Source organism: Massilistercora timonensis, from assembly GCF_048354975.1.
GTDB lineage: Bacteria > Bacillota > Clostridia > Lachnospirales > Lachnospiraceae > Massilistercora > Massilistercora timonensis.
The window spans coordinates 49,428-68,510 of the sequence record NZ_DBGCJQ010000061.1 but is presented as its reverse complement, the minus strand read 5'-3'; the positions used below and the strand labels follow the sequence as shown (position 1 = coordinate 68,510).

The window sequence follows — 19,083 nt, the reverse complement described above, 5'->3', positions numbered from 1 at the left end:
CCGACAACTCGGATTCTTGGAAATCTGTCCTGTTTTCCAGCTGCGCATAAATACTTAAAAGGGCATTTGTGTACTTTTTCTCTTCTTCAATCACTTCGTCCGGCACAGCAATTTTCTTTAGCGGATGTTTCTTATATTCCTCGATCTCTTCTGCTGTCTTCAGCCTGATCTCTTGCCGGACATTATCCCTTGGAACCACGTACAGATAGGTAAATCCAAGGAATTTTGCCAAAGTCTTCTCATCAGCCAGCGCAACCAGCTCGGCTCTTTTTGTTTCAGCTATTTCTCTATCAAGTTCTATGATCCTGCGAAGATGCTCCACAAGATCCAGAATCTTTTCCTTATGGAGTCGAGGAACTACTTTTTTCTTGAAATAGCCCTCAATACTATCCTTAACCTCTTTTTTGCCAGCCCCTTTTCGGATCACTTTCAGCGCATTTCCATACTTTTTTCGATTCATGATAAGGCTCGCTTGCGCCAGTGAAACCGAAATCGTCTGTTTGTTCTGATTCAGAAGTCCTAATGGATCAGCAATGCCATCGTATAAAAATTCCAGCAAATCCGGATCAGATATAGCCTCTTCAAAAGCGGTTTTCAATTCTAAAAGATACACAGCTAATACCAGCTCATCCAATTCTCACCGTACCTCCAGAACTTAAACTTTTACATAAAACTCTCATAAACCCTACGGAAGGACTTTATCCTGCCTTAAAAGTAAAATCTAAGGCGAAAAGGGCGCACTTCACCCGTGGATACACATACAGATTTAGCCATACAGATTTAGTATATCACACTCCGGGCAAAAAGTCGATATTTTCTTCACGGATATGAACATTTTCTCCGTTTTATTCCCGGTGCAAGTGACTCCTTCTTTTCCACAGTCTACCGCTGCAGAGGTGACCGGGGCTGTGTAACCGAATAACCAAAATGCAACTCGACCACCGGTAGGAAGGGCTGCAATCTCGAAGCGGAATCGCTCGGATTGACAGTGCTTCTCCTGATGGTCTTGTTCTGCATCCTTATGAATCTCCGTTTCGAGCCACAAGAAACGGAGGTTTTCTATGTCCAAAAAGAAACGTAACTCATCCACCGAAACGCCGCAGCGTTTCTATCCCCTGCGTGACCCGGACGATCCGGGGAAGTCGCGTCTCGTCCCCATCACCGAGGAATTCTATCACGCCGTCTATCCCGGCATCTGGCGTAAACAGAAGCAGATGCAGAAGGAAGGCAAATGCTTGTGCCCCAGGAAGCAGCTTTGGACTTGCGATGGCGACTGTGATGTCTGCCCTCACTTCAATAACGATCTTATCTCGCTGGATACGCCTGTCGCAGGTACGGAAGGCAATACCACCATCGGCGACAACATCGCCGACGAAAAGGCCAACTTTAAAGAAGCTCTGATGTATGCGGAACTTCTCGAAGCCCTGGCTGACGAACTGGATCAGCTCGACTATGTCGAAGGGAATCACGAGGCCATCATTGCCGGAGACCTTCGAGATGGTGCAAAGAGAGATGGCTCGCCGGGTTTCCGGGAAGAACCGGCACAGTGGTATCCACATCTTCTCCGGCAAGATAAAATGCGGAGACTGCGGCAGCTGGTACGGCTCCAAACTCTGGCATTCCAACGATGCCTACAAGCGGACGATCTGACAATGCAACCAGAAATACAAAAACGAAATCCGCTGCAAGACTCCCTACCTCGATGAGGAGGACATCAAAGCCCGCTTCATGACTGCCGCCAATATCCTGCCATCCGGCAGGAAAAAAGCCATAAAAGCATTCGAAGAAGCGCAGGCCACGGTCTTCGATACGACCGAGCTTACCGCAAAGCAGAACGAATACCGCAGCGAGATGGAAGTCGTCTCCCAAATGATGCAGAGATGCATCCGGGAAAACGCCACCATAGCCCTTGACCAGACGGAATACCAGAAACGCTTTGATTCCCTGAACAGCCGCTTCGAAGCTGCCAAAGAAAAGTACGAAACAACCACCCGGCAGCTCAGCGACAAGCAGTCCCGGAAGGCGCAGATGAAGGACTTCCTGAAGCTCCTGAAAGCGCAGGACGGAAAGCTCACCGAGTTCTCCGACAGCCTCTGGCTGGGGCTTCTGGACTACGCCACCATCTACGCAGACGGTAGAATGACCTTTACCTTCAAGAACGGGGATACCATCGATGGATAAACACAAAAATATACTCCCGATCAGCTGTTAAGCCGGTCGGGAGCTTTTTTACTCCTTAGTCGTCATATTCGAAATTAATATAACCACAGTGTGGACATTTTATATAGCCATCTGGATTATTGCCATTTTCCCAAGGTGCTGTATATTCGCCCCCACTTAACGATTGCCCACAATTCATGCATGTCTTGCTACTCTTGTGTCGGCTTCGATCGAAAGGACTTATCAATTCTCCGTCTTCCAAATAAAATCTTTCTCCACATGATGTACAATTGAACCAGTACGTTGCATCTGGAGCATCTCCTCGCACCATTCCTCCACAAGACGGGCATCTTGGAATTCCCATCTGCTCTTGATATTCTTCTTCACTTGAATAAACATTGCTGCTTGTCACATCATTTTCATATCCACATTCAGTGCATTCCCAAGTCCCAGAATCTGTATTAAATCCCGGTTGATTATTTAAAATTGAATTACAGCCATCACAGTACCATGTAATATCATTTCCACCAAATGCCGACGCTAATCCACCAAGAATGTTCCCGAACAAACTCATTCATTAGCCTCCTCTTCTGAATCAGGTGTTTCAGCAAGCTCCTCCGTTTCCGGATGAGCAGCATCATATTCCTGTATTCCCTTTATTAATTCTTTTTTCGCGGCTTCCACAGCCTCCGGAGATATCTCTTCTTTTTTCTTGAAGAACTTTACCAGCTTGCTGATGCCAGCATATCCCAATGCCCCTATTCCAACTGCAATGCCAACAAGGGGAAGCATCTCCTTATGACCAGCGTTCTTACCAGTCTCTACCAAGAGATCCATCAGTTTTTCTGGACCACCTGCCTCCTTTGCCGCCTTTGATAACTCTGCATAATCCCATGCCATAATCATCCTTCTCCTTCCTTTGCTTGTTTTGTTTGCAGATCCATTTCTTTTATCAATCGCCGAGCCTCCTCAATCCCAGCTTGTTCAGCCTCTATTTCACTCTGAAGCTGTCGTATTACCTCCTCCTTTCTTCTAATTGTCTGTGTTTTTCTTTTTATCTCCGATAGCAAAAGCTTCCTTACTTCAGTCATACTAACTTTTGCATTCTTCTCATTTTCACTTTTTACATATTGCTGTGCGATTATCCCTCCCAGTAGTGAAATCGTCATCACACCCAGACCTGCTATAGGAGACACAGCAGCTGATGCAGTAAGCATACCCGCATACTTGGGAGAGGACTTAAGAAATGCGTTCAGCATCTGTTCTGTCACTACATTCCCTTCTTTGCGGGAATCTTGGATAGCTTCCAGTTTTCCTGATCGTATCCACCGCCTCACCGTTTCCGAATTCGTATTTAGCATTTCAGCAATTTCCTTGACATTAAAGGTTTTCATACACTACCATCCCTTCAAGCTTTTACAGCATATCGCAATAATGTAGTAGAAGCAATAGAAATGTAGTATTAAAATACAAAAAATATAGCCGGGATAATCCCGACCTTCAAGGGTAGGCTCGAACGAGCCTACTTTATGCCAAAAACGAGCCTCCTATGCACATTTTAACGATTGCCCTGTTTTCGTATCAATCTCGTAGTCTTAATATCTATCAAGACGCAATCTTTGATACAATGTCCGTATGTGCCTTTAGCCCGAAAACCGCTTGATTTCTGGGTTTTTTTGCGTTTCGGCACCCTGCAAGAGGTGCGCCTTGTCGGTATGAAGTTGTATGTTGTAGCCGCTGCTGTGCTCAAAAGCGACACCCCTTTCTGCTATCGTTAAAATGTATGGTATCGTTAAAAGGTTTCATTCTACCAATCCAGTTGTATGCTCTCCAGTAGCTCATATCCGTCTGGCATCTCATCCGAAACACCAATGATATCGCCAACCCATAACCCAGTATCTGTAACTCTTCCATATGCCATGAGGATTGGGAGCGGATCGGCATAGTCGCTCTCGGTATTATCCCGATAAAGAATCTTTGTCTTTTCAAACGAGTAGCATACTCTTTTTGTGTGATTTACGGTATAACGAAAATCTCTCCCTTCACGCATGAACAGACCGTCAAATGGCTTTTCTATGTCAATGCCATACTCGTTATTCATCGTTGGATCTGCACTCTTTATATCTTCAAGATAAAATCCGATCTCCTGGCGAACTTCTTCTTCTGCGGCCTTGAAAAGGCCAGAAACATTTCTATACGACTCACAAACCGTATCGAAAGCATCTCCTGGATATCCAATCTGAACGGTATGACTATATAAAATCTGCAAAGTCACATTATCCGTGTCTTCAGGAATAGATTTTTCATCGCCCCTCCAGAATATATGATCACCAGCCCATTCGTTTGACAGAAGGTCTCGAAGGGCACATAGAAAAGCATTGCCCCTGACCAGTGATTCTGTTCGTTTATTCCCGAAGTCAAAATCATTGGGGCTGATATATTCCTTTTTATTTACATTTACCCAATCGTAATACTCGCCCATCTAATACACCTCTTTATCCCGCCGCTTTGTCACGGTCGGGTATTCGTCCATAATCCTCTGCCAGCACGGGCATTCCTTGTCATGGTCATTGATGATGCCGCAGGCTTGCAGGTGGGAATAGATCGTGATGGCTCCCACATACTTGAAACCACGCTTCTTCAGGTCTTTGCTGATCTTATCCGACAGCCCATTGCTGACCGGAATCCGACCGACATCATGCCCCTGGTATAGGATGGTCTTGCCGCCGGAGTATGCCCAGATGTAATCGCAGAAACTGCCGAACTCCTCCCGGACTCTCTGGTAGCACCGGGCATTATTGATGATCGCATTCACCTTTCTGGGAGAGCGAATCATGCCCTCCGTATTCAGGATGCGCTCCGCATCGGCTTCATCATAAGCGGCAATCTTGTCGTAGTCGAAATTGTCAAAGCATTCCCGGAAGATTTCACGCTTCTTCAACATCAGATCCCATGATAAACCGCATTGGAGGCATTCAAGTGTCAGATGCTCGAACATATGCCGATCATCGTGAACCGGGATGCCCCATTCGGTATCGTGATATACTTTGTCGAGCGGGTCTGTCGAAGCCCATCCGCAATAGCCCATTCATCATACCGATGATATAAACATTATCCGGCACAAAAAACATCTCATCGGAATAGAGAAGCTGCAGCTTATTTCTGCTGCCGCGTTTATCATTTTCTATCAGCATGAATAGCTCACCCTTGCCGTCTCGCGGACTCATACACCGGCTTCATATTCTCCTCCAGGATCCCCCGGAACCTCTCCGGGCTGTTGCCTTCCCTGTATAACTCCTGCATTGCCCAGATCGAATGCAGATTATCACGATAGCAGGCCTCAAATCTCTTATGAAGCTCCGGCTTCTCATGAACCAGCCTGTACATCAGATACTGATTCCCTGCAAATGCTTCAAAAAACGAATCCCACCTTGGCAGCCGGTTGCTCTTGGATGAATTCAGGGAAGAATCCATAGGCATCAGATTCCAGAGTTCATCGTTCATCACAAACGACCATGGAATAAAATGATCCACATCATACTTTTTAGGCACTACCGGATTCCCGGTAAAGACATCTCTTACCTCATGGATTTCCAGTATTCCGTCCCACAGCTTATGTACATTTCCAAGCTTCCGTATCTTTTCATCCATAGGCGCCAGTTTATAAACCAGTCCGGGCACTTCCGGATTATTGTTCTGCAGCCACCGCACTTTCTCATACTGAATCCAGCCCAGGATATTTACCGTATTGTCCTGAATCAGCTTCATCCACAGGGGATGGAAATACACTTCCTTCTTCAGCCTGCTGCTTTCTCCCAGCGTATAGGGCAACGGCGTAGTCATCTGATCAATCCGTCGGATATACGCTGTCAATCGGCGCACACTTCCCCAGTCGGCTTTCTCGCTGCTTTTCAGGAAAAATCCGGCCAGAGCACGGTAAGGAACCATATTAGTCAGCTGTTCTTTTACCTGCTTCAATTCCCTGTCCCATTCCTGAAGGGCATTTTTGATCTCCACTTTAGATGCATTAGCCGGCAGATCACTTAGTTCCGTCAGCTGCAGCACTGCCCGCTCCAGGCCATCGCGCACCAGCCCATCCGCCTGTACTCCGCTCAGATGAATATGAAATTCCCGCACCGAATACCAGGCGTTCGCGATCATCTCATCAATGATCTCGTCAAAGGTCGTCTCCGCAACATCCAGGGAAATCAGATTGACGATAGCCTCCAGCCAATAGAATTTATAACAGTAGGACGGATCTTTCATCATCTGGGCAAAGCCTTCGATATCCAGCGTGTTCACATAAGTCCCGCTGATTGTCAGTCTGCCGCCCGCTTCCGTAATATCATATTCAGCCATTTTTCTTCCCCTCTCCCGGGTCTCACATCATCCGTGATCCACATTTTCTCAACAGTCACTCCGGTCATGCCTTTAATAAATTCTGTAAATGTTTCCTCTGTGAAATCCGTAAAATAACGTCCGTTCCGCTCTCCTTCAAAAGCGCCGTATTTAAACGATGTATAAATGACGCCATTTATCTTCAGCGCCGCTGTCATTCTTTCCAGCACATCCCCAAGCTCTGATTTTGGCAAATGCAGGATGGACGAACAGGCCCAGATCCCGTCATATTTCTCCTTCTCATCCAGTTCCTGGAACAACATCTGCCGAACCGCAAGCCCGGTAAGCTCTGCTGCCGCCCGGCACATTTCCTCCGATCCGTCTGTTGCTTCTACCTGATATCCCCGCTTCAGGAATTCCAGCGCATCCCGCCCGGAACCGCAGCCAAAGTCCAGGATCATCGCCCCTTCCGGCAACAGGCTCAAAAATGCATTCTGGATTTCTGTGAACTCCACTCCCGCAGTATCTTCCAGAAATCTGGCTGCATTTCTGTTATAGTATTCTATTGTGACATCTGCCTTTGCTCCCATTGGATCCCCTTCCTCTCCTTCGCCGCTTCCCCATGATAAGCCTGATAATCATACGCCATCAGATAATGAAGCGCACTGGTCACCGTATTCGGCCGGATATGCTGCTCATGATACCCCTTGGTAAAATATCGCTCACCCGCCAGCGTCCGCACATAATTATTATGTTCCAAAACACTTGCCCCCTCCGTGCTCTTCCACCGGATCCTCCAGCGGTCATCGCCACAGTAGATCCGGATTCCCACCGGAAGCATTTCCGCCTGTGCCCTTTTCTCAACGAAGAGTCTGGTAAGAAGACGGGTGCTCACCTGTTTCTCATCAAAAAACTTTTCACAGATCTCACAGTCTGATACATCCTTCACGCCATTTCGTATGACAGCCTTTCTCCGACACCACTTGCAGAAACGAACCTCTGTATCGGGTTCGATCTTATTGATCTGTCTGCCGTGACGGATCCTGCGGACGTAGAAGCACTCCCGGTCGTGAAGGATCCCGGAACTCTTCGTTATGACAAAATTGCGGGTAACTTTGATCGGCGGTGACGGTGGCGGCGGTGGAGGAGGCAGAACCGGCGGATCCGGTTTTTTCTCCTGCCACAGAATCCGCTTTCCGGCCGGTCTTTGTTTCTGGCCCGGCTTTCTCCCGGCATTTCGCGGATTGATCAGGAAATACCGATAATGCTTTTCTTCCATATCGGACACACCTTTCTATGCTTTTTTACAGCCTAGCACTTATGGTGTGTCATAAAAAGGACTCCTATTTCTCCAATAGAAAAACACCAACTGATACACCAACTGAATCATAAAATTTAGTTGGTGTATCAGTTGGTATATTACTACTTCAATTGATAAATAAAATGTCTCCCTTGACGAACTTTTTGAACTACTCCCGCATTAATCAATCGTCCTAATGCAACATTTGCTCCCTGATTTGTAGTAATTCTTGTTATATCAAGAACCTGATGTACAGTAATGAAACCATTCACCTTAATATATTCAAAAATAATTCTATCCGTTTCATTCTTAAACTTTTTATCTGAGTTTTCAAAATCAGATATCTCGTATTGTTCAGGTTCAATCTTATATTCCTGATTTAAATAATATCTTGTCCATCTTCCTTTTTTATCTGCGATAAGCATTTTTTGCTCTACAAGATTCGATACTATTTATTATTTAATACTCTTTTTTACTTCGCAAGCATTCTTTTCATAATTTCCGAATCATTTTTTCATCTTTTCGATCGGATATGGCGCTGCATGACGCGTACATTTACCAGCTGCAACCACCCTGCCTTCGATTTCATATCTCTTTATTCTGATCCCACCTTCTCCAGCCCTTATTCTGTTTCTCCCATGCCTGCAGATATTCCTCCTCTGTCTGATAGAACAAGGGATTGAGCCCATACGCACTTCCGTCCGGGACCTTCGTCCGCCATGCATTTCTCCTGGAATAAGCGTATTTGTCGCCGGTCTCTTCCACACGGTCAATGTACTCTTCTATTTCCTTCTCCCACTCAGGGATCTCATCCTGCACCATACCGTCCGGGATCTCTGCAAGCAAGGGTAAATAATTGTCCCGGACATACTCTATGGTTTCAACTTCTTCGTAATCTTTGCATTCATAGATCACATCTTCCGCCAGCTTATTGGTCTCCTTCCAGTCCCCTTCTGCTTTCTTTAACTCCGACCGAAACAGAACGTCCGCCACCAGCAGTGCATTTCCCCGGATCGCGGCAGTGATCAGCACGCTCATGCCGTACACCGGCTCATCCCCGGCGCGGATGATCTCCGACAGAAACTCCTGGTGGTCTTTCAGATAGCAGACCAGTTGCTCCGTGAATCCCTCCGGGAAATCACAAAGTTCAAGGATCACATCCTTACAGAGATTCCTTTCGCAATAATCGTCATATATGGAAAAGGGCAGGAAATTCTTCAGGCACCAGTCCCACACCTGCAGGGAAAACTTCATATCCCTCCGTGCTAATTTCTTCAGGATCTGGACAAATTCCATCTCCCGTTCTACGGTTTCATCCGGCAACGCACATGGTATGGCAAAGTGATCTTTGATCGCCTTTGCATACAGATAGTCTCCTTCCAGCGTCAGATAACGGGCCGGAATAAACTGCTCCTTTCCGCTTCTGAGAAACTCTGCCCGCTCTCTTTCCTTCCGCTCATACTCCTCATTGCATATGGAAAAGGAAAGTGTGATCGTCTCCTCCTCCATCTCTTCCTGGGCCTCGCAGATCGCCTCGTCATAATCCTCTTCTGTCTCAAAGTCCTCCGGATCGATTCCATACTCAGATCCGTCCTGGCAGTAATCACGCCAGGAATTGTCTTCTTCCTGAAATATATCCTTATCCTCATCCTCATGTTCTTCCATCTTATAATCATACGGATCCACTTTGTATGAGGAATTCTTCTCTTCTTTTCTCTTGAGCCATTTCTGATACATCTGATAGGCTACATACATTTCGCCTATGCTTTCTTTCCCGTCCCGGTTAAAATCAAATAACCCGCCTCTCTTTTCCCCATCTTCCCGTTTCTTTCCTTTCTTCTTCCTGGAAGCTGTCACCCCGTAGCTCTCGTCGATCCACCGGCAGATCTCTTCCAGTGGCACCGTCCCGTCCAGGAGAATGGAGATCCAGTTGCTTCTGGTAATGTGATACCCATAGAAATACCCCGGCTGCCGGACGATCATATCCACCAGCATGGGATCCCCCAGCTTCACATTCATGATGTCCACGTGCTCGCTGCCCTCCAGCCCCAGTTTCTCCCTTGGGATATCCATGATCAGGGCGAACCACTTCCGGTTATCCTTGTGCCGCAGCACCGGATAGGTTGGCGCCGTGGAAAATGGATAATCCGGTTCCACTTTATATTTCTTTTTCACATACTGGAAAATCTCTTCTCTCATTTCCATCCCCCCTCTGGACAACAGACCGGTTTACATCTCCCGACAACTTACTTTCCCGTTCTTTTGCTCCGACTTCATCAGCGCCGCATGCTTCACCGTCATCTCTGCCTTTGGCAAATGCACCTGATACGGCTTCTTCGACGCCGCCTTCCGCACCAGGGTGATGTGAGGTGTAAATTTATCATCCTCGAAGGGAATCCCCGCCCCTTTCAGCGCCGCCCGCAGATCCTTCACATAAGTTTTCAGCTTTTGATTCCCTTTTACTCCCGCCCACAGGAGATTGCCAAAATTCCCTTTCTCCGACAGGCTCATTCGGAAGGGCGGCATCGGCACGCTTCGCAGCACCTCCTTCACCTTCTCCGGGTCATCGTACTCCCCGATGAAGGCCAGGGTCAGGTGCAGGTTCTGGACCGGCACATAGTTCCCTTCCACGCCCTGCTTCTTCAGGTCGTGCATACAGGCTACCAGCGCCTTCTTCATTTCCTCCGACAATGGGATCGCAATAAATAATCTCATGTTTGTTTCACCTTCTTCTACCCTCTATTATTCTACATCCTTCTCTCCTCCGCAACATTTCTTTCCACAATCTTTCTCCCGTCTGGCAAAGCAAAAAGCCGACCTTCCGGCCGGCTTTTCCATACGCTTTATTCTCTTTCCGACTTAGGCGGAGACTTTCTTACTCCTCCTGCGAATCTTTCTTTCCCTTCCGGTGTTTCACACACTCCGTCAGCAGGTATTCGATCTGTCCGTTCATGGAGCGGAAATCATCCTCCGCCCACTGGGCGATCTCATCGTACAGTTTTTTGGACAGACGAAGGGGCACTTGTTTTTTTGCTTTGGATTTGTCGGTATTCTTTTCTTCCATTTCCACAAAGTCCCCCTTCCGTTGCCGTTCTATACTTACTATCTTACGGTTTCCCCACCTCTTATTCAAGACCCTCTTTCTTAGTACAGGCTTCCGCTGTTGACGATGGGCTGCGCCTCTTTATTGCCGCACAGCACTACCAGAAGGTTACTGACCATGGCGGCTTTGCGCTCTTCGTCCAGATCTACGATATCATTTTCATTTAATTTGTGAAGCGCCATCTCCACCATGCCCACGGCGCCTTCCACGATCTTCTGCCGCGCGTCGATGATGGCGGCCGCCTGCTGCCGCTGCAGCATGGCGGATGCGATCTCCGGCGCGTACGCAAGGTGGGTGATCCGCACTTCCTCGATCTGGATGCCGGCGTCTTCCGTCTTCTTCTGCAGCTCCCGGCTCATGATATCCGCGATCTCCTGGCTGCTGCCCCGCAGGGATTTTTCGTCGCCGCCCTCGTTGGTATCGTAGGGATACTGTCTGGCCGTATTCCGGATGATGGCGTCGCACTGGATGGACAGATAGTTCTTATAATTTTCCACGTTGATCACAGCCTTGGTAGGATCTACCACCCGCCAGATCACCACAGCTCCGATCTCCACCGGATTGCCCAGAAGATCGTTGACCTTCTGCTTTTTGTTGTCCAGGGTCATCATCCGCAGGGATACTTTCTTCCCACCGGCAGATACGCCTGCAGTGGTAAGGCGTCCTTCCACGCTTCCGGTCGCTACCGGCACTGCTTTGACTGTAGGATTAATAGCGGAACAGAAGGGATTCACCCAGAAGAAACCTTCCTTTTTGATGGTTCCGTAATAGTTACCAAACAAAGTCAGCACATAGGCTTCGTTGGGGTTCAGCACCTTCAGCCCGCACAGCAGGATCACCCCTAAAATGACCAGGATGACACAGGCGGTAACGCTGATGGCGATCAAAGCGCCATTTTCCTCCATGCCGCCGATCACGGATCCTGCAACTCCTCCTCCGATCCCTGCGATCAGAAGTAATATACCTAAAAGGAGCATCAGGTAGCCGTTGGCCGGATGTAAGATTCTCTCTTGTACTTGTTCTTTCTTCATATTGATTCTCCTCCCTCCGCGAATCTGATATCATTTTGATATCATCATAGTATCACCGTCAAAAAGAGAAGTCAATCCTTTTTTCTCTGTCTGCCGGTAATATTTCTTCTGCCGCTTCGTGGCCCGGGGCAGCTTCCTTCGACCACCTGTGGATTTTTGCAAAAAAACTCTTGTAAAAACAGGGTGTGTATGCTATGATATTAATCGGTCTCAAATTCATTATCTGGCTCCGTGGTCAAGAGGTTAAGACATCGCCCTTTCACGGCGGTAACACGGGTTCGATTCCCGTCGGAGTCATTCAGGTGTGCCGATGTGGCTCAATTGGCAGAGCAGCTGATTTGTAATCAGCAGGTTATCGGTTCGAGTCCGATCATCGGCTTAGGTCCTTTCCGGGACTGCTAATTTGGACCTTTAGCTCAGTTGGTTAGAGCAACCGGCTCATAACCGGTCGGTCCTGGGTTCGAGTCCCCGAAGGTCCATTTGCACATATGTGCTGCAAGGACAGACACGAAGTGCACAATCAAATATTGTGGCCCAGTGGCTCAGTTGGTTAGAGCGCCGCCCTGTCACGGCGGAGGTCGAGAGTTCGAGTCTCTTCTGGGTCGTTGTATGGGGTCTTAGCTCAGCTGGGAGAGCATCTGCCTTACAAGCAGAGGGTCATAGGTTCGAGCCCTATAGGCCCCATTCACAATTTCATTATGAATGCGCCGCAGTGGCGGAATTGGCAGACGCCCGGGACTTAAAATCCCGTGGGTAGTAATACCCGTGCCGGTTCGACCCCGGCCTGCGGCATTGAGAAAAGCTTCCGATCCAGCTTACGGATCGGAAGCTTTTTTACTCCTGCTTCCCCTCTGACATCTCTTTCAGATACGGTAACTGTTTCTTAAGATCCGCCCTTATACTCATGTGCCAGAAGAATTCTCCCACAAACAGGAATTTGTGCACATAGTCTTCAAAAAGCAACGCCCGGATAAGCCGCCGGACAGAGTAAATCTTTCTGCTGGCCCGGATATGCTCCATCTGAAGTTCATAGGGCGTCATATTTCTGGGGCGGTGGACTACATTTCCGTTATAGAGGCTCCAGTTCCTATGGAGCAGCTGATCCTTGTGGGATTCATACACCGGTGTGCCTGGGACAAAATACATGGACTGGATCAACACACCCTGAATCTTGTTCCTGATCACAAAGTCCGCCAGCTGATCCCCCACCCCCTTCTCCTGGTCATCGGATCCAAGAATGAAAAGCCCCCGCACACTAAGCCCGTGTCTGCGGATATTCTGGATAGATCTTATGATCTCATCCTTCGTACTCTTCTTGTGGTACGTGGCAAAGGATTTATCGTCAATAAATTCGATTCCCATATCCAATTCGAAAAAACCTGCCTTTTTCAACAATTCCAGCATTTCATCATCAAAGCCCACCTCATATCGGGCCTGCACGTTGAAACGGTAATGGATACCACTGTCGATGATTGCCTGAAGTACGGAGACCGCCCACTCCCGGTCTGCAAAGAAATTATCATCGGTGATCCACAGGTCTTTCACCGGGCGGAAATGCTTCTCATCAAAAAAGGCAATAGACTGACGGATATCCTCCACCACATTTTCCGGCGTCCGGGTCCGCACCCGATGGCCGAAATGCCGCACCAGCGCGCAGTAATCACAGTTATGGGGACATCCTCTGGAAGCGTGCACCTGAGGCCAGATGGTATTGTGCCCCGCCATCTTCTGATAATGATACACAAGATTCCGGTCCGGGATGATATCAATATCCTCCGGCGGCTTGGGGTATCCGGTACTCACTGTCTGTCCGTCCTTCTGATACGCAAGCCCTGGGAAATCCATTTTTCCTCCCTGCTCCAATACATCCAGAAACTGAAGGATCGTCTCATCCCCCTCTCCCAGCAGCACATAGTCGCAGTATCGCACCGCCTCCTGATAGTTCATGGAAGCGTGGAGTCCGCCCAGAACTATCACCGCCTTACTGTGCTTCTTCAGATACCCGGCAATCTGATACCCCCGCACAGCTGCGAAGGTAAAGACTCCGATGAAGATCACATCCGCATCCAGCAAGTCTTTTACCGGAATCCTGGAGATGGATTCGCTGTACATCAGTGTGTCCTCCACCCTGCGCTTCACAATGGTAGCCAGCGTATTCAACCCCACAGACGGCGTCCGGATATAACGATCATAGACAAAATAATTTAATGGCGTTGGCTTATAGGGCCGGTTCCCCGGTTCGATAAAACGCACTTTCATGGAGTTCCCTCCTTCTGAAATTCCTGTCCCTATTTTACCATATCCACTGCTTTGCTTTTCCCGGGATAATTGCCAAATTTAAGTGCCACATTTTAGTAAATCTGCCCGCTTACACAGCACAGGCTGCAGAATCATTTCCGCAGCCTGTTTATCTGTTTCGATATACGGTATCTCGCAGCATGTGCCCCGATCATCACCGCCGCTACCGTCAGAGTCAGCCAGATGGGAAATCTGACTCCCTGGGACACCAGGATGATCATGATCCCCAGGCACAGGGAACTGACCACTTCGATAAAATCCAGGATCTTCTTGTCTTTTTCCTGCAATTTGCTGATCTCTCGGATCCGGTCTGTCTTCATAACCACTCCTCCTTTTTCTCTCCAGACATGTTCTGCCTGCGCAAAGGAAGGATCCAGAGTCTGAAAGGATGGATTTTCCCGACACAGGAATCTGCAGATTTCTTCTGCGGTCTCGATCCCTTCCTTTTCTCTCTGAAGCTTTTCAATCTGCTGATCCATCAGCCGGTCCATGGTGATCTTCCCCTCTTCCAGCCGGCGGATCTCCTCTACAGAAATGTCGATACTTCTTAAGAAACGGATCTTCTCCAGCAGCTCTACGTCTTCTTCCGAGTATACCCGGTAATTATTCCCCTGATCCCTGGCGGGACGGATCAGGCCCATCTCCTCATAGTAGCGGATATTGGCCTTTTTGATCCCCACCTTTTCTTCCACCTCTTTGATCGTCATATGCTCCCTCCTTCTATCCTGATTAAACACCTTCAAGTCCCTTGAAGGTCAAGGAAAATTGAAATAAAAACACGCCCGTGTTATAATAATCCAAGATTATTTTAACAGAAAGCAAAGGGACCGTCACATGCGCAGTGATATTTCCAAAAAATCCTATATCAGGGCAGCTTACGACATTTTACAGGAGGCGGGGCCGGAAGGGCTGACCATCCGCAGCGTCGCGGACCGGCTGAACTGCAATTCTGCCAACCTGTACCGCTACCTTTCCAACCTGGAGGAACTGGCTCTCTACGCCTCCTTAAAATATCTGGACGACTATATCCGGGAGGTGGGCGCCCTCTCCCATTCCGGCAAGCCCATCCTGGAACAGCACCTGGATGTGTGGAGCATCTTCTCCCGGCATGCCTTCTACAGCCCCCAGATCTACAACAACCTGTTCTTTGGCAAATACAGTGACAAGCTGAGCAGCATGATCGCCGACTACTATGAGCTTTTCCCGGAAGAGACCCTGGATATGAACATGGACTACGTTCCGGTATTCCTGAAGGAAGGGGATTTCCTCAAGCGGGATTACATGATGCTGGAGAAATGCATCCGGGACGGGATCTTCACAGAGCCGGAGGCCGTGCTGATCAACAAGATGTCCATCTATCTCTGCAAGGGATGTATCAAGACCATCCTGGATCACCCGGAGCGGGATGTGGAAGCGATCCGGGACGATTTCCTGGAATGTGTGCGGGCCGTGATCCTGAATTACGCGAAAATATAACAAAACATCAGACTGCAGAACCTGGCTCTGTCAGCCTGATGTTTTTCTTTTTTATTCTTTTGTCCGGATCGCCCGCCCCGCTTACAGAGGCAGCTTCCTTCCAAGTCCCATCTCCACCGCTTTATCGAAGATGGCCCGGCCCATCACCATATCGCACACGGAGATCCCGATATTGGACACCACGATCAACTCATCAGAGGAGGTCCGGCCAGGGATCAGATCCGCCAGCACTTCTCCCGTCTCTCCCTGGATCCTGGGCAGTCCCTCCGGAAAGTATCCCATACTCTCAAACAGCTTGTGTTCGTCCACACTGTCCACGAAATACTTGTCCGCCTCTCTCTGGATGGCCGGATCCCAGAAGGTATTTAAGTCGCAGGGAAGGATGGTCTGGCCTTTGGATACCCATTCTTTCTTCACCACGCTCAGCGAATTCAGCAGGATAATGGTGGCGGAGGCCATCACATCACACCTGGAGGCCATGGTCTTCGGATCCGACTTCTCAATGGGCACGTCCACGTAGGGCTTCACTTCCTGGATCAGCTGATCCTGTTTTTCCTCCGACACATCGTAGATATAGATCTTCTTCAGATTCTTCAGCGTTCTGGGAATGTATTTCACATGTCCCACGCCCTGTACGCCGCAGCCGAACATTCCAAAATATTCGGCGCCCGGATGGAACTTCGCCGCCGTCAGGGCCGTCACTGCGGGAGTCCGCATGGAAGTCAGCCAGGCACAGTCCATCACTGCGTAGGGAACGCCGGTCTCAATATCGTTCATGATCTGAAGTCCCGTAGTCTGGGGAAGCTGGAACTCCTTAGGATTCCGCGGGAAGCACTCGATCCACTTGATCCCGCAGGCCTTGCTGTTTGGCACATAGGCGGGCATGGCGTGAAAGAACACGTCGCTCCAGGGATGGATCCCGATCTTGGCCGGCATCTCATACTCTTTGCGCCCGTGGTCCATCAGAACCTTCTCAATGATAGCGAGGGTCTCGTCCAGATCCGGTCCGGCTTTGATACATTCGTCTTTCGTCAGCCACAGGATCTCATGTCCCAGATCCAGGATCTTCTTCAGATACTCATGATCCCCGGCAAATAGTTTCTTCTGTTCTTCGGTTGCAGTGTAAGCCATAATGATTCCCTCCTTTTCCTTTGTTATGTTAAAAATTAATCATGATTAATTTCTCTTTGCATTGTAAGTATACCGCTCTTTTTTTCCTCTTGTCAATAGATTTTGTAATCGCGATTAATCCTTGTATATACGCACAAAAACGGCGGTCTGGATTTTGTGGTTTTCCACAAATCCAGGCCGCCTGATCGTCCGTTTTTCGCCTGACTTATCTCCACTCGATCTGCCCTTCTCTTCGGGGCGCCGTCCTCCGGTAAGAGACTGCCGGATATCCCATCAACATACAGCAGGCGATCTGCTCTTCTTCCGTGATCCCAAGCCATTCCTTCAGCCTTGCGCTGGCATTGATCACCCGCATAAGATAGCCGCTGTAGAGGACCCCCGCCCCTTCTGCAACCGCCATATTCTCAATGTTCGCCGCCGCAAGCCCGCCGTCCAGCAGGTCTTTCGCCGTGATCACCAGGAAGGATGTGGTGTTGAAGAACAGGGGATCATCCTTAGGATCCCGCTTCCGCCGCAGGCAGAAGAACTCAAAAAGCCTTGCATAGGCCGGCAGAGTTTCTTTCAGCCCTGCCACGATCCCGGGCATCTCTTCCCACACCAGGTCCTTGAAAGCTTCCAGGTCCTTCTGAAGGAAGAGGAACCGGCAGCCCTGGGTATTCTTGGCAGTGGCCGCATATCTGCCCGCATTCAGGATCCGCTCCATCTTCTCCCTCTCAACGGGCGTTTCTTTATAATTCCGGATGCTCCGGCGGAACTTCACCGCATGGAGGAAGATCTCCGGGTCAAGGGTAAATGTATCTCTGTCATATTCTTCCACTTCTTCCATGTCGTATTCCGGGATGGACACCGCCTTCACCGGACAGACAGCCACGCAGTGCCCGCACTGGATACACTCCTTCTTCCACACTGCCTTTCCTTCCTCCAGCCGGATCGCCCCGGCCGGGCAGTCCTTGATACAGGCTTTACAGCCAATACAACTGTTTTGATCTATCTGGATCATAATCTTTCATACCTCCTTCTTTCTTTCCATCCAGGGGATCCCCCTTCGTTCCATGATCCGCTCCATCCGCTCCAGGTTCAGGTCGGAATGCTCCAGCTCCCGGGAGTACCGGTAGAGGATCTCTGTCAAATCGCTGATATCCAGGGTCTCTTCGTTCTTAATCCACCGGGCCTTCCACAGTTCCGCGATCAGAAACGCGCTGACCGCTGCCATGCGGGCCTTCCCCCAGACTCTTCCGTCATAGACTGCCCCGCAGAAATAAGTGGCGATAAAATACACCAGGATCTGCTCAAGAGAGATCTCCCAGTCCGGCAGATGTTCTTCCCGCCATTTCCGGAATCGCTCCTGGGTCTCGTGATAGCCTTTCGCGCCCTCCCGGCACAGGAAGAATTCGCTCTCCCGCAGCAGCATCTCCCAGTCCTCCCGCAGAAGCTCCAGCCGATACAGAGAATGAAGCTCCCGGCCAAGATCCCGGAACTGCTTCTCCTTCTTCCTCTCATAGTCCGCCAGCCGCGCTGCCGTATAATCGGCGGCTTCCTTCGTCTCATACCGGCGGTACAGTTCCTGGCAGGAGAAGGTCTCTCCCCGGCGCAGCCGCCCTTCCATGTCGTGGGCCAGCCCCAGCACAAGCCCGGCCCTGGTCCGGATCGGCAGGCTGCGGTCCTGCAGGATGCGGATCATCACATCCCGGCCGTCCGCCAGCACGGAATAAGTCAGTTCATCAAACTCCGGCCAGCTCTCCTGCCCTTCCCGGTGGAACTCCAGGAATCTTACCGGCTCTCTGTGGCGAAGCAGGATCCCGGCCACCTCCGGACAGGAGACAGACAGGCTCACTTCCCGCACATTTTCAAACTCCTCGATGTGACGGGGATAGAGCCGGCAGGTCCGGCACAGCCCTTTTTGCCCCAGCTCTTTATAGATGTCGCACAGATTCTCTTCATCCAGGAAGGCGCAGCGCTCCTCCCGCCGCCCAAACACCTTCTCCTTCCAGCGGATCTCCCGCCGAAGCCTTGCCCCCAGGCTGCCGCCGGTCCGCCGGTACCGCTTCAGCGTCCCGTCGTCGATCACAATGGCCCACCCGGCGCAGCAGGTATCCTCGCACCGGTCCGCGGTGCACTGGAATTCCTTATAATAATCTGGAAATGTATACAGCATACCTTATCTCACCTCGTCCTGCTGATTATACCACAGGATCCCCGCAAAAATAAATCCCGGATTTTGTGAGCAAACTCCAGGATTTGTGCTA

21 protein-coding genes, 6 tRNA genes and 1 pseudogene are annotated in these 19,083 nt (G+C 49.5%); 9 read left to right on the top strand and 19 right to left on the bottom strand.

What is annotated here, in order from left to right; all coding sequences use genetic code 11:
• A pseudogene (locus ACML7B_RS05500) lies at positions 1-634 on the bottom strand (hypothetical protein); the annotation flags it as partial.
• Between the two features lie 427 nt (positions 635-1,061).
• Between ACML7B_RS05500 and ACML7B_RS05495 the strand changes: the two are divergent.
• Together ACML7B_RS05495 and ACML7B_RS05490 are read left to right on the top strand one after the other, a co-directional pair.
• The gene (locus ACML7B_RS05495; protein ID WP_418539662.1) at positions 1,062-1,706 is read left to right on the top strand and encodes a hypothetical protein; all 645 of its coding nucleotides are present in this window, start codon (positions 1,062-1,064) and stop codon (positions 1,704-1,706) included.
• Positions 1,707-1,728: 22 nt separating this feature from the next.
• A complete protein-coding gene (locus tag ACML7B_RS05490) occupies positions 1,729-2,181 on the top strand; it encodes a hypothetical protein (RefSeq protein WP_418539660.1) in 453 nt (150 codons plus the stop codon).
• A 55-nt stretch (positions 2,182-2,236) separates the two neighbouring features.
• Here ACML7B_RS05490 and ACML7B_RS05485 read toward each other — a convergent pair whose 3' ends face one another.
• The 13 genes from ACML7B_RS05485 to ACML7B_RS05425 form a co-directional block, all read right to left on the bottom strand.
• The gene (locus ACML7B_RS05485; protein ID WP_418539659.1) at positions 2,237-2,734 is read right to left on the bottom strand and encodes a hypothetical protein; all 498 of its coding nucleotides are present in this window, start codon (positions 2,732-2,734) and stop codon (positions 2,237-2,239) included.
• A complete protein-coding gene (locus ACML7B_RS05480) occupies positions 2,731-3,060 on the bottom strand; it encodes a hypothetical protein (RefSeq protein WP_418539656.1) in 330 nt (109 codons plus the stop codon). Before ACML7B_RS05480 ends, ACML7B_RS05485 begins: the two co-directional genes overlap by 4 nt.
• A 2-nt stretch (positions 3,061-3,062) precedes the next feature.
• Entirely contained in the window at positions 3,063-3,554 is a 492-nt protein-coding gene (locus ACML7B_RS05475) for a helix-turn-helix domain-containing protein (protein ID WP_418539654.1), read from the bottom strand.
• A 413-nt stretch (positions 3,555-3,967) separates the two neighbouring features.
• A complete protein-coding gene (locus tag ACML7B_RS05470; protein WP_418539652.1) occupies positions 3,968-4,642 on the bottom strand; it encodes a hypothetical protein in 675 nt (224 codons plus the stop codon).
• Complete coding sequence (locus tag ACML7B_RS05465) at positions 4,643-5,248, bottom strand: DNA-3-methyladenine glycosylase I (RefSeq protein ID WP_418539650.1); 606 nt, start codon at positions 5,246-5,248, stop codon at positions 4,643-4,645.
• A 113-nt stretch (positions 5,249-5,361) separates the two neighbouring features.
• The gene (locus ACML7B_RS05460) at positions 5,362-6,519 is read right to left on the bottom strand and encodes an HNH endonuclease domain-containing protein (RefSeq protein WP_418539647.1); all 1,158 of its coding nucleotides are present in this window, start codon (positions 6,517-6,519) and stop codon (positions 5,362-5,364) included.
• The gene (locus ACML7B_RS05455; protein WP_418539645.1) at positions 6,480-7,088 is read right to left on the bottom strand and encodes a class I SAM-dependent methyltransferase; all 609 of its coding nucleotides are present in this window, start codon (positions 7,086-7,088) and stop codon (positions 6,480-6,482) included. The genes ACML7B_RS05460 and ACML7B_RS05455 overlap by 40 nt, the downstream gene beginning before the upstream one ends.
• Positions 7,061-7,777 (bottom strand): hypothetical protein, encoded by a 717-nt coding sequence (locus ACML7B_RS05450; RefSeq protein ID WP_418539643.1) that lies wholly within the window; start codon positions 7,775-7,777, stop codon positions 7,061-7,063. The genes ACML7B_RS05455 and ACML7B_RS05450 overlap by 28 nt, the downstream gene beginning before the upstream one ends.
• 143 nt (positions 7,778-7,920) lie before the next feature.
• Positions 7,921-8,223 carry a hypothetical protein gene (locus tag ACML7B_RS05445; RefSeq protein WP_418539640.1) on the bottom strand — a complete coding sequence of 101 codons (303 nt, stop codon included), beginning with the start codon at positions 8,221-8,223 and terminating at the stop codon, positions 7,921-7,923.
• A 160-nt stretch (positions 8,224-8,383) separates the two neighbouring features.
• Positions 8,384-9,997 (bottom strand): MmcQ/YjbR family DNA-binding protein, encoded by a 1,614-nt coding sequence (locus ACML7B_RS05440; protein ID WP_418539638.1) that lies wholly within the window; start codon positions 9,995-9,997, stop codon positions 8,384-8,386.
• Between the two features lie 30 nt (positions 9,998-10,027).
• Positions 10,028-10,513, bottom strand: coding sequence for an RNA 2',3'-cyclic phosphodiesterase (thpR, locus tag ACML7B_RS05435; RefSeq protein ID WP_418539635.1), 486 nt, complete (start codon positions 10,511-10,513; stop codon positions 10,028-10,030).
• 160 nt (positions 10,514-10,673) lie between these two features.
• Positions 10,674-10,862 carry a hypothetical protein gene (locus ACML7B_RS05430; protein ID WP_418539634.1) on the bottom strand — a complete coding sequence of 63 codons (189 nt, stop codon included), beginning with the start codon at positions 10,860-10,862 and terminating at the stop codon, positions 10,674-10,676.
• A gap of 80 nt (positions 10,863-10,942) precedes the next feature.
• A complete protein-coding gene (locus ACML7B_RS05425) occupies positions 10,943-11,932 on the bottom strand; it encodes an SPFH domain-containing protein (protein WP_418539633.1) in 990 nt (329 codons plus the stop codon).
• A 225-nt stretch (positions 11,933-12,157) separates the two neighbouring features.
• On the opposite strand from ACML7B_RS05425, the gene ACML7B_RS05420 reads away from it, so the two are divergent.
• From ACML7B_RS05420 to ACML7B_RS05395, 6 genes are all read left to right on the top strand, one after another.
• Positions 12,158-12,229: transfer RNA gene (locus tag ACML7B_RS05420), tRNA-Glu, on the top strand.
• 9 nt (positions 12,230-12,238) lie between these two features.
• Positions 12,239-12,311, top strand: a tRNA-Thr gene (locus tag ACML7B_RS05415).
• Positions 12,312-12,337: 26 nt separating this feature from the next.
• Positions 12,338-12,411: transfer RNA gene (locus ACML7B_RS05410), tRNA-Ile, on the top strand.
• A gap of 52 nt (positions 12,412-12,463) precedes the next feature.
• Positions 12,464-12,537, top strand: a tRNA-Asp gene (locus ACML7B_RS05405).
• 6 nt (positions 12,538-12,543) lie between these two features.
• Positions 12,544-12,616 (top strand) — tRNA-Val (locus tag ACML7B_RS05400).
• 22 nt (positions 12,617-12,638) lie between these two features.
• Positions 12,639-12,724: transfer RNA gene (locus ACML7B_RS05395), tRNA-Leu, on the top strand.
• Between the two features lie 42 nt (positions 12,725-12,766).
• On the opposite strand, the gene ACML7B_RS05390 is transcribed toward ACML7B_RS05395, so the two are convergent.
• Both ACML7B_RS05390 and ACML7B_RS05385 read right to left on the bottom strand, forming a co-directional pair.
• Positions 12,767-14,191, bottom strand: coding sequence for a B12-binding domain-containing radical SAM protein (locus ACML7B_RS05390; RefSeq protein ID WP_418539632.1), 1,425 nt, complete (start codon positions 14,189-14,191; stop codon positions 12,767-12,769).
• 131 nt (positions 14,192-14,322) lie between these two features.
• Entirely contained in the window at positions 14,323-14,937 is a 615-nt protein-coding gene (locus tag ACML7B_RS05385; protein WP_418539630.1) for a MerR family transcriptional regulator, read from the bottom strand.
• 127 nt (positions 14,938-15,064) lie between these two features.
• Here ACML7B_RS05385 and ACML7B_RS05380 point away from each other — a divergent pair, with 127 nt between their 5' ends.
• Positions 15,065-15,706, top strand: a complete 642-nt coding sequence (locus tag ACML7B_RS05380; protein ID WP_418539627.1) for a TetR/AcrR family transcriptional regulator — start codon at positions 15,065-15,067, stop codon at positions 15,704-15,706.
• 81 nt (positions 15,707-15,787) lie between these two features.
• On the opposite strand, the gene ACML7B_RS05375 is transcribed toward ACML7B_RS05380, so the two are convergent.
• The 3 genes from ACML7B_RS05375 to fliB form a co-directional block, all read right to left on the bottom strand.
• Positions 15,788-16,837 (bottom strand): ornithine cyclodeaminase family protein, encoded by a 1,050-nt coding sequence (locus ACML7B_RS05375; RefSeq protein ID WP_418539626.1) that lies wholly within the window; start codon positions 16,835-16,837, stop codon positions 15,788-15,790.
• A 205-nt stretch (positions 16,838-17,042) separates the two neighbouring features.
• Positions 17,043-17,837, bottom strand: a complete 795-nt coding sequence (locus ACML7B_RS05370) for a nitroreductase family protein (protein WP_418539624.1) — start codon at positions 17,835-17,837, stop codon at positions 17,043-17,045.
• 6 nt (positions 17,838-17,843) lie between these two features.
• On the bottom strand, positions 17,844-18,992 hold the full coding sequence (gene fliB, locus ACML7B_RS05365) for a flagellin lysine-N-methylase (protein WP_418539623.1): 1,149 nt from the start codon (positions 18,990-18,992) through the stop codon (positions 17,844-17,846).
• Positions 18,993-19,083: the final 91 nt, after the last annotated feature.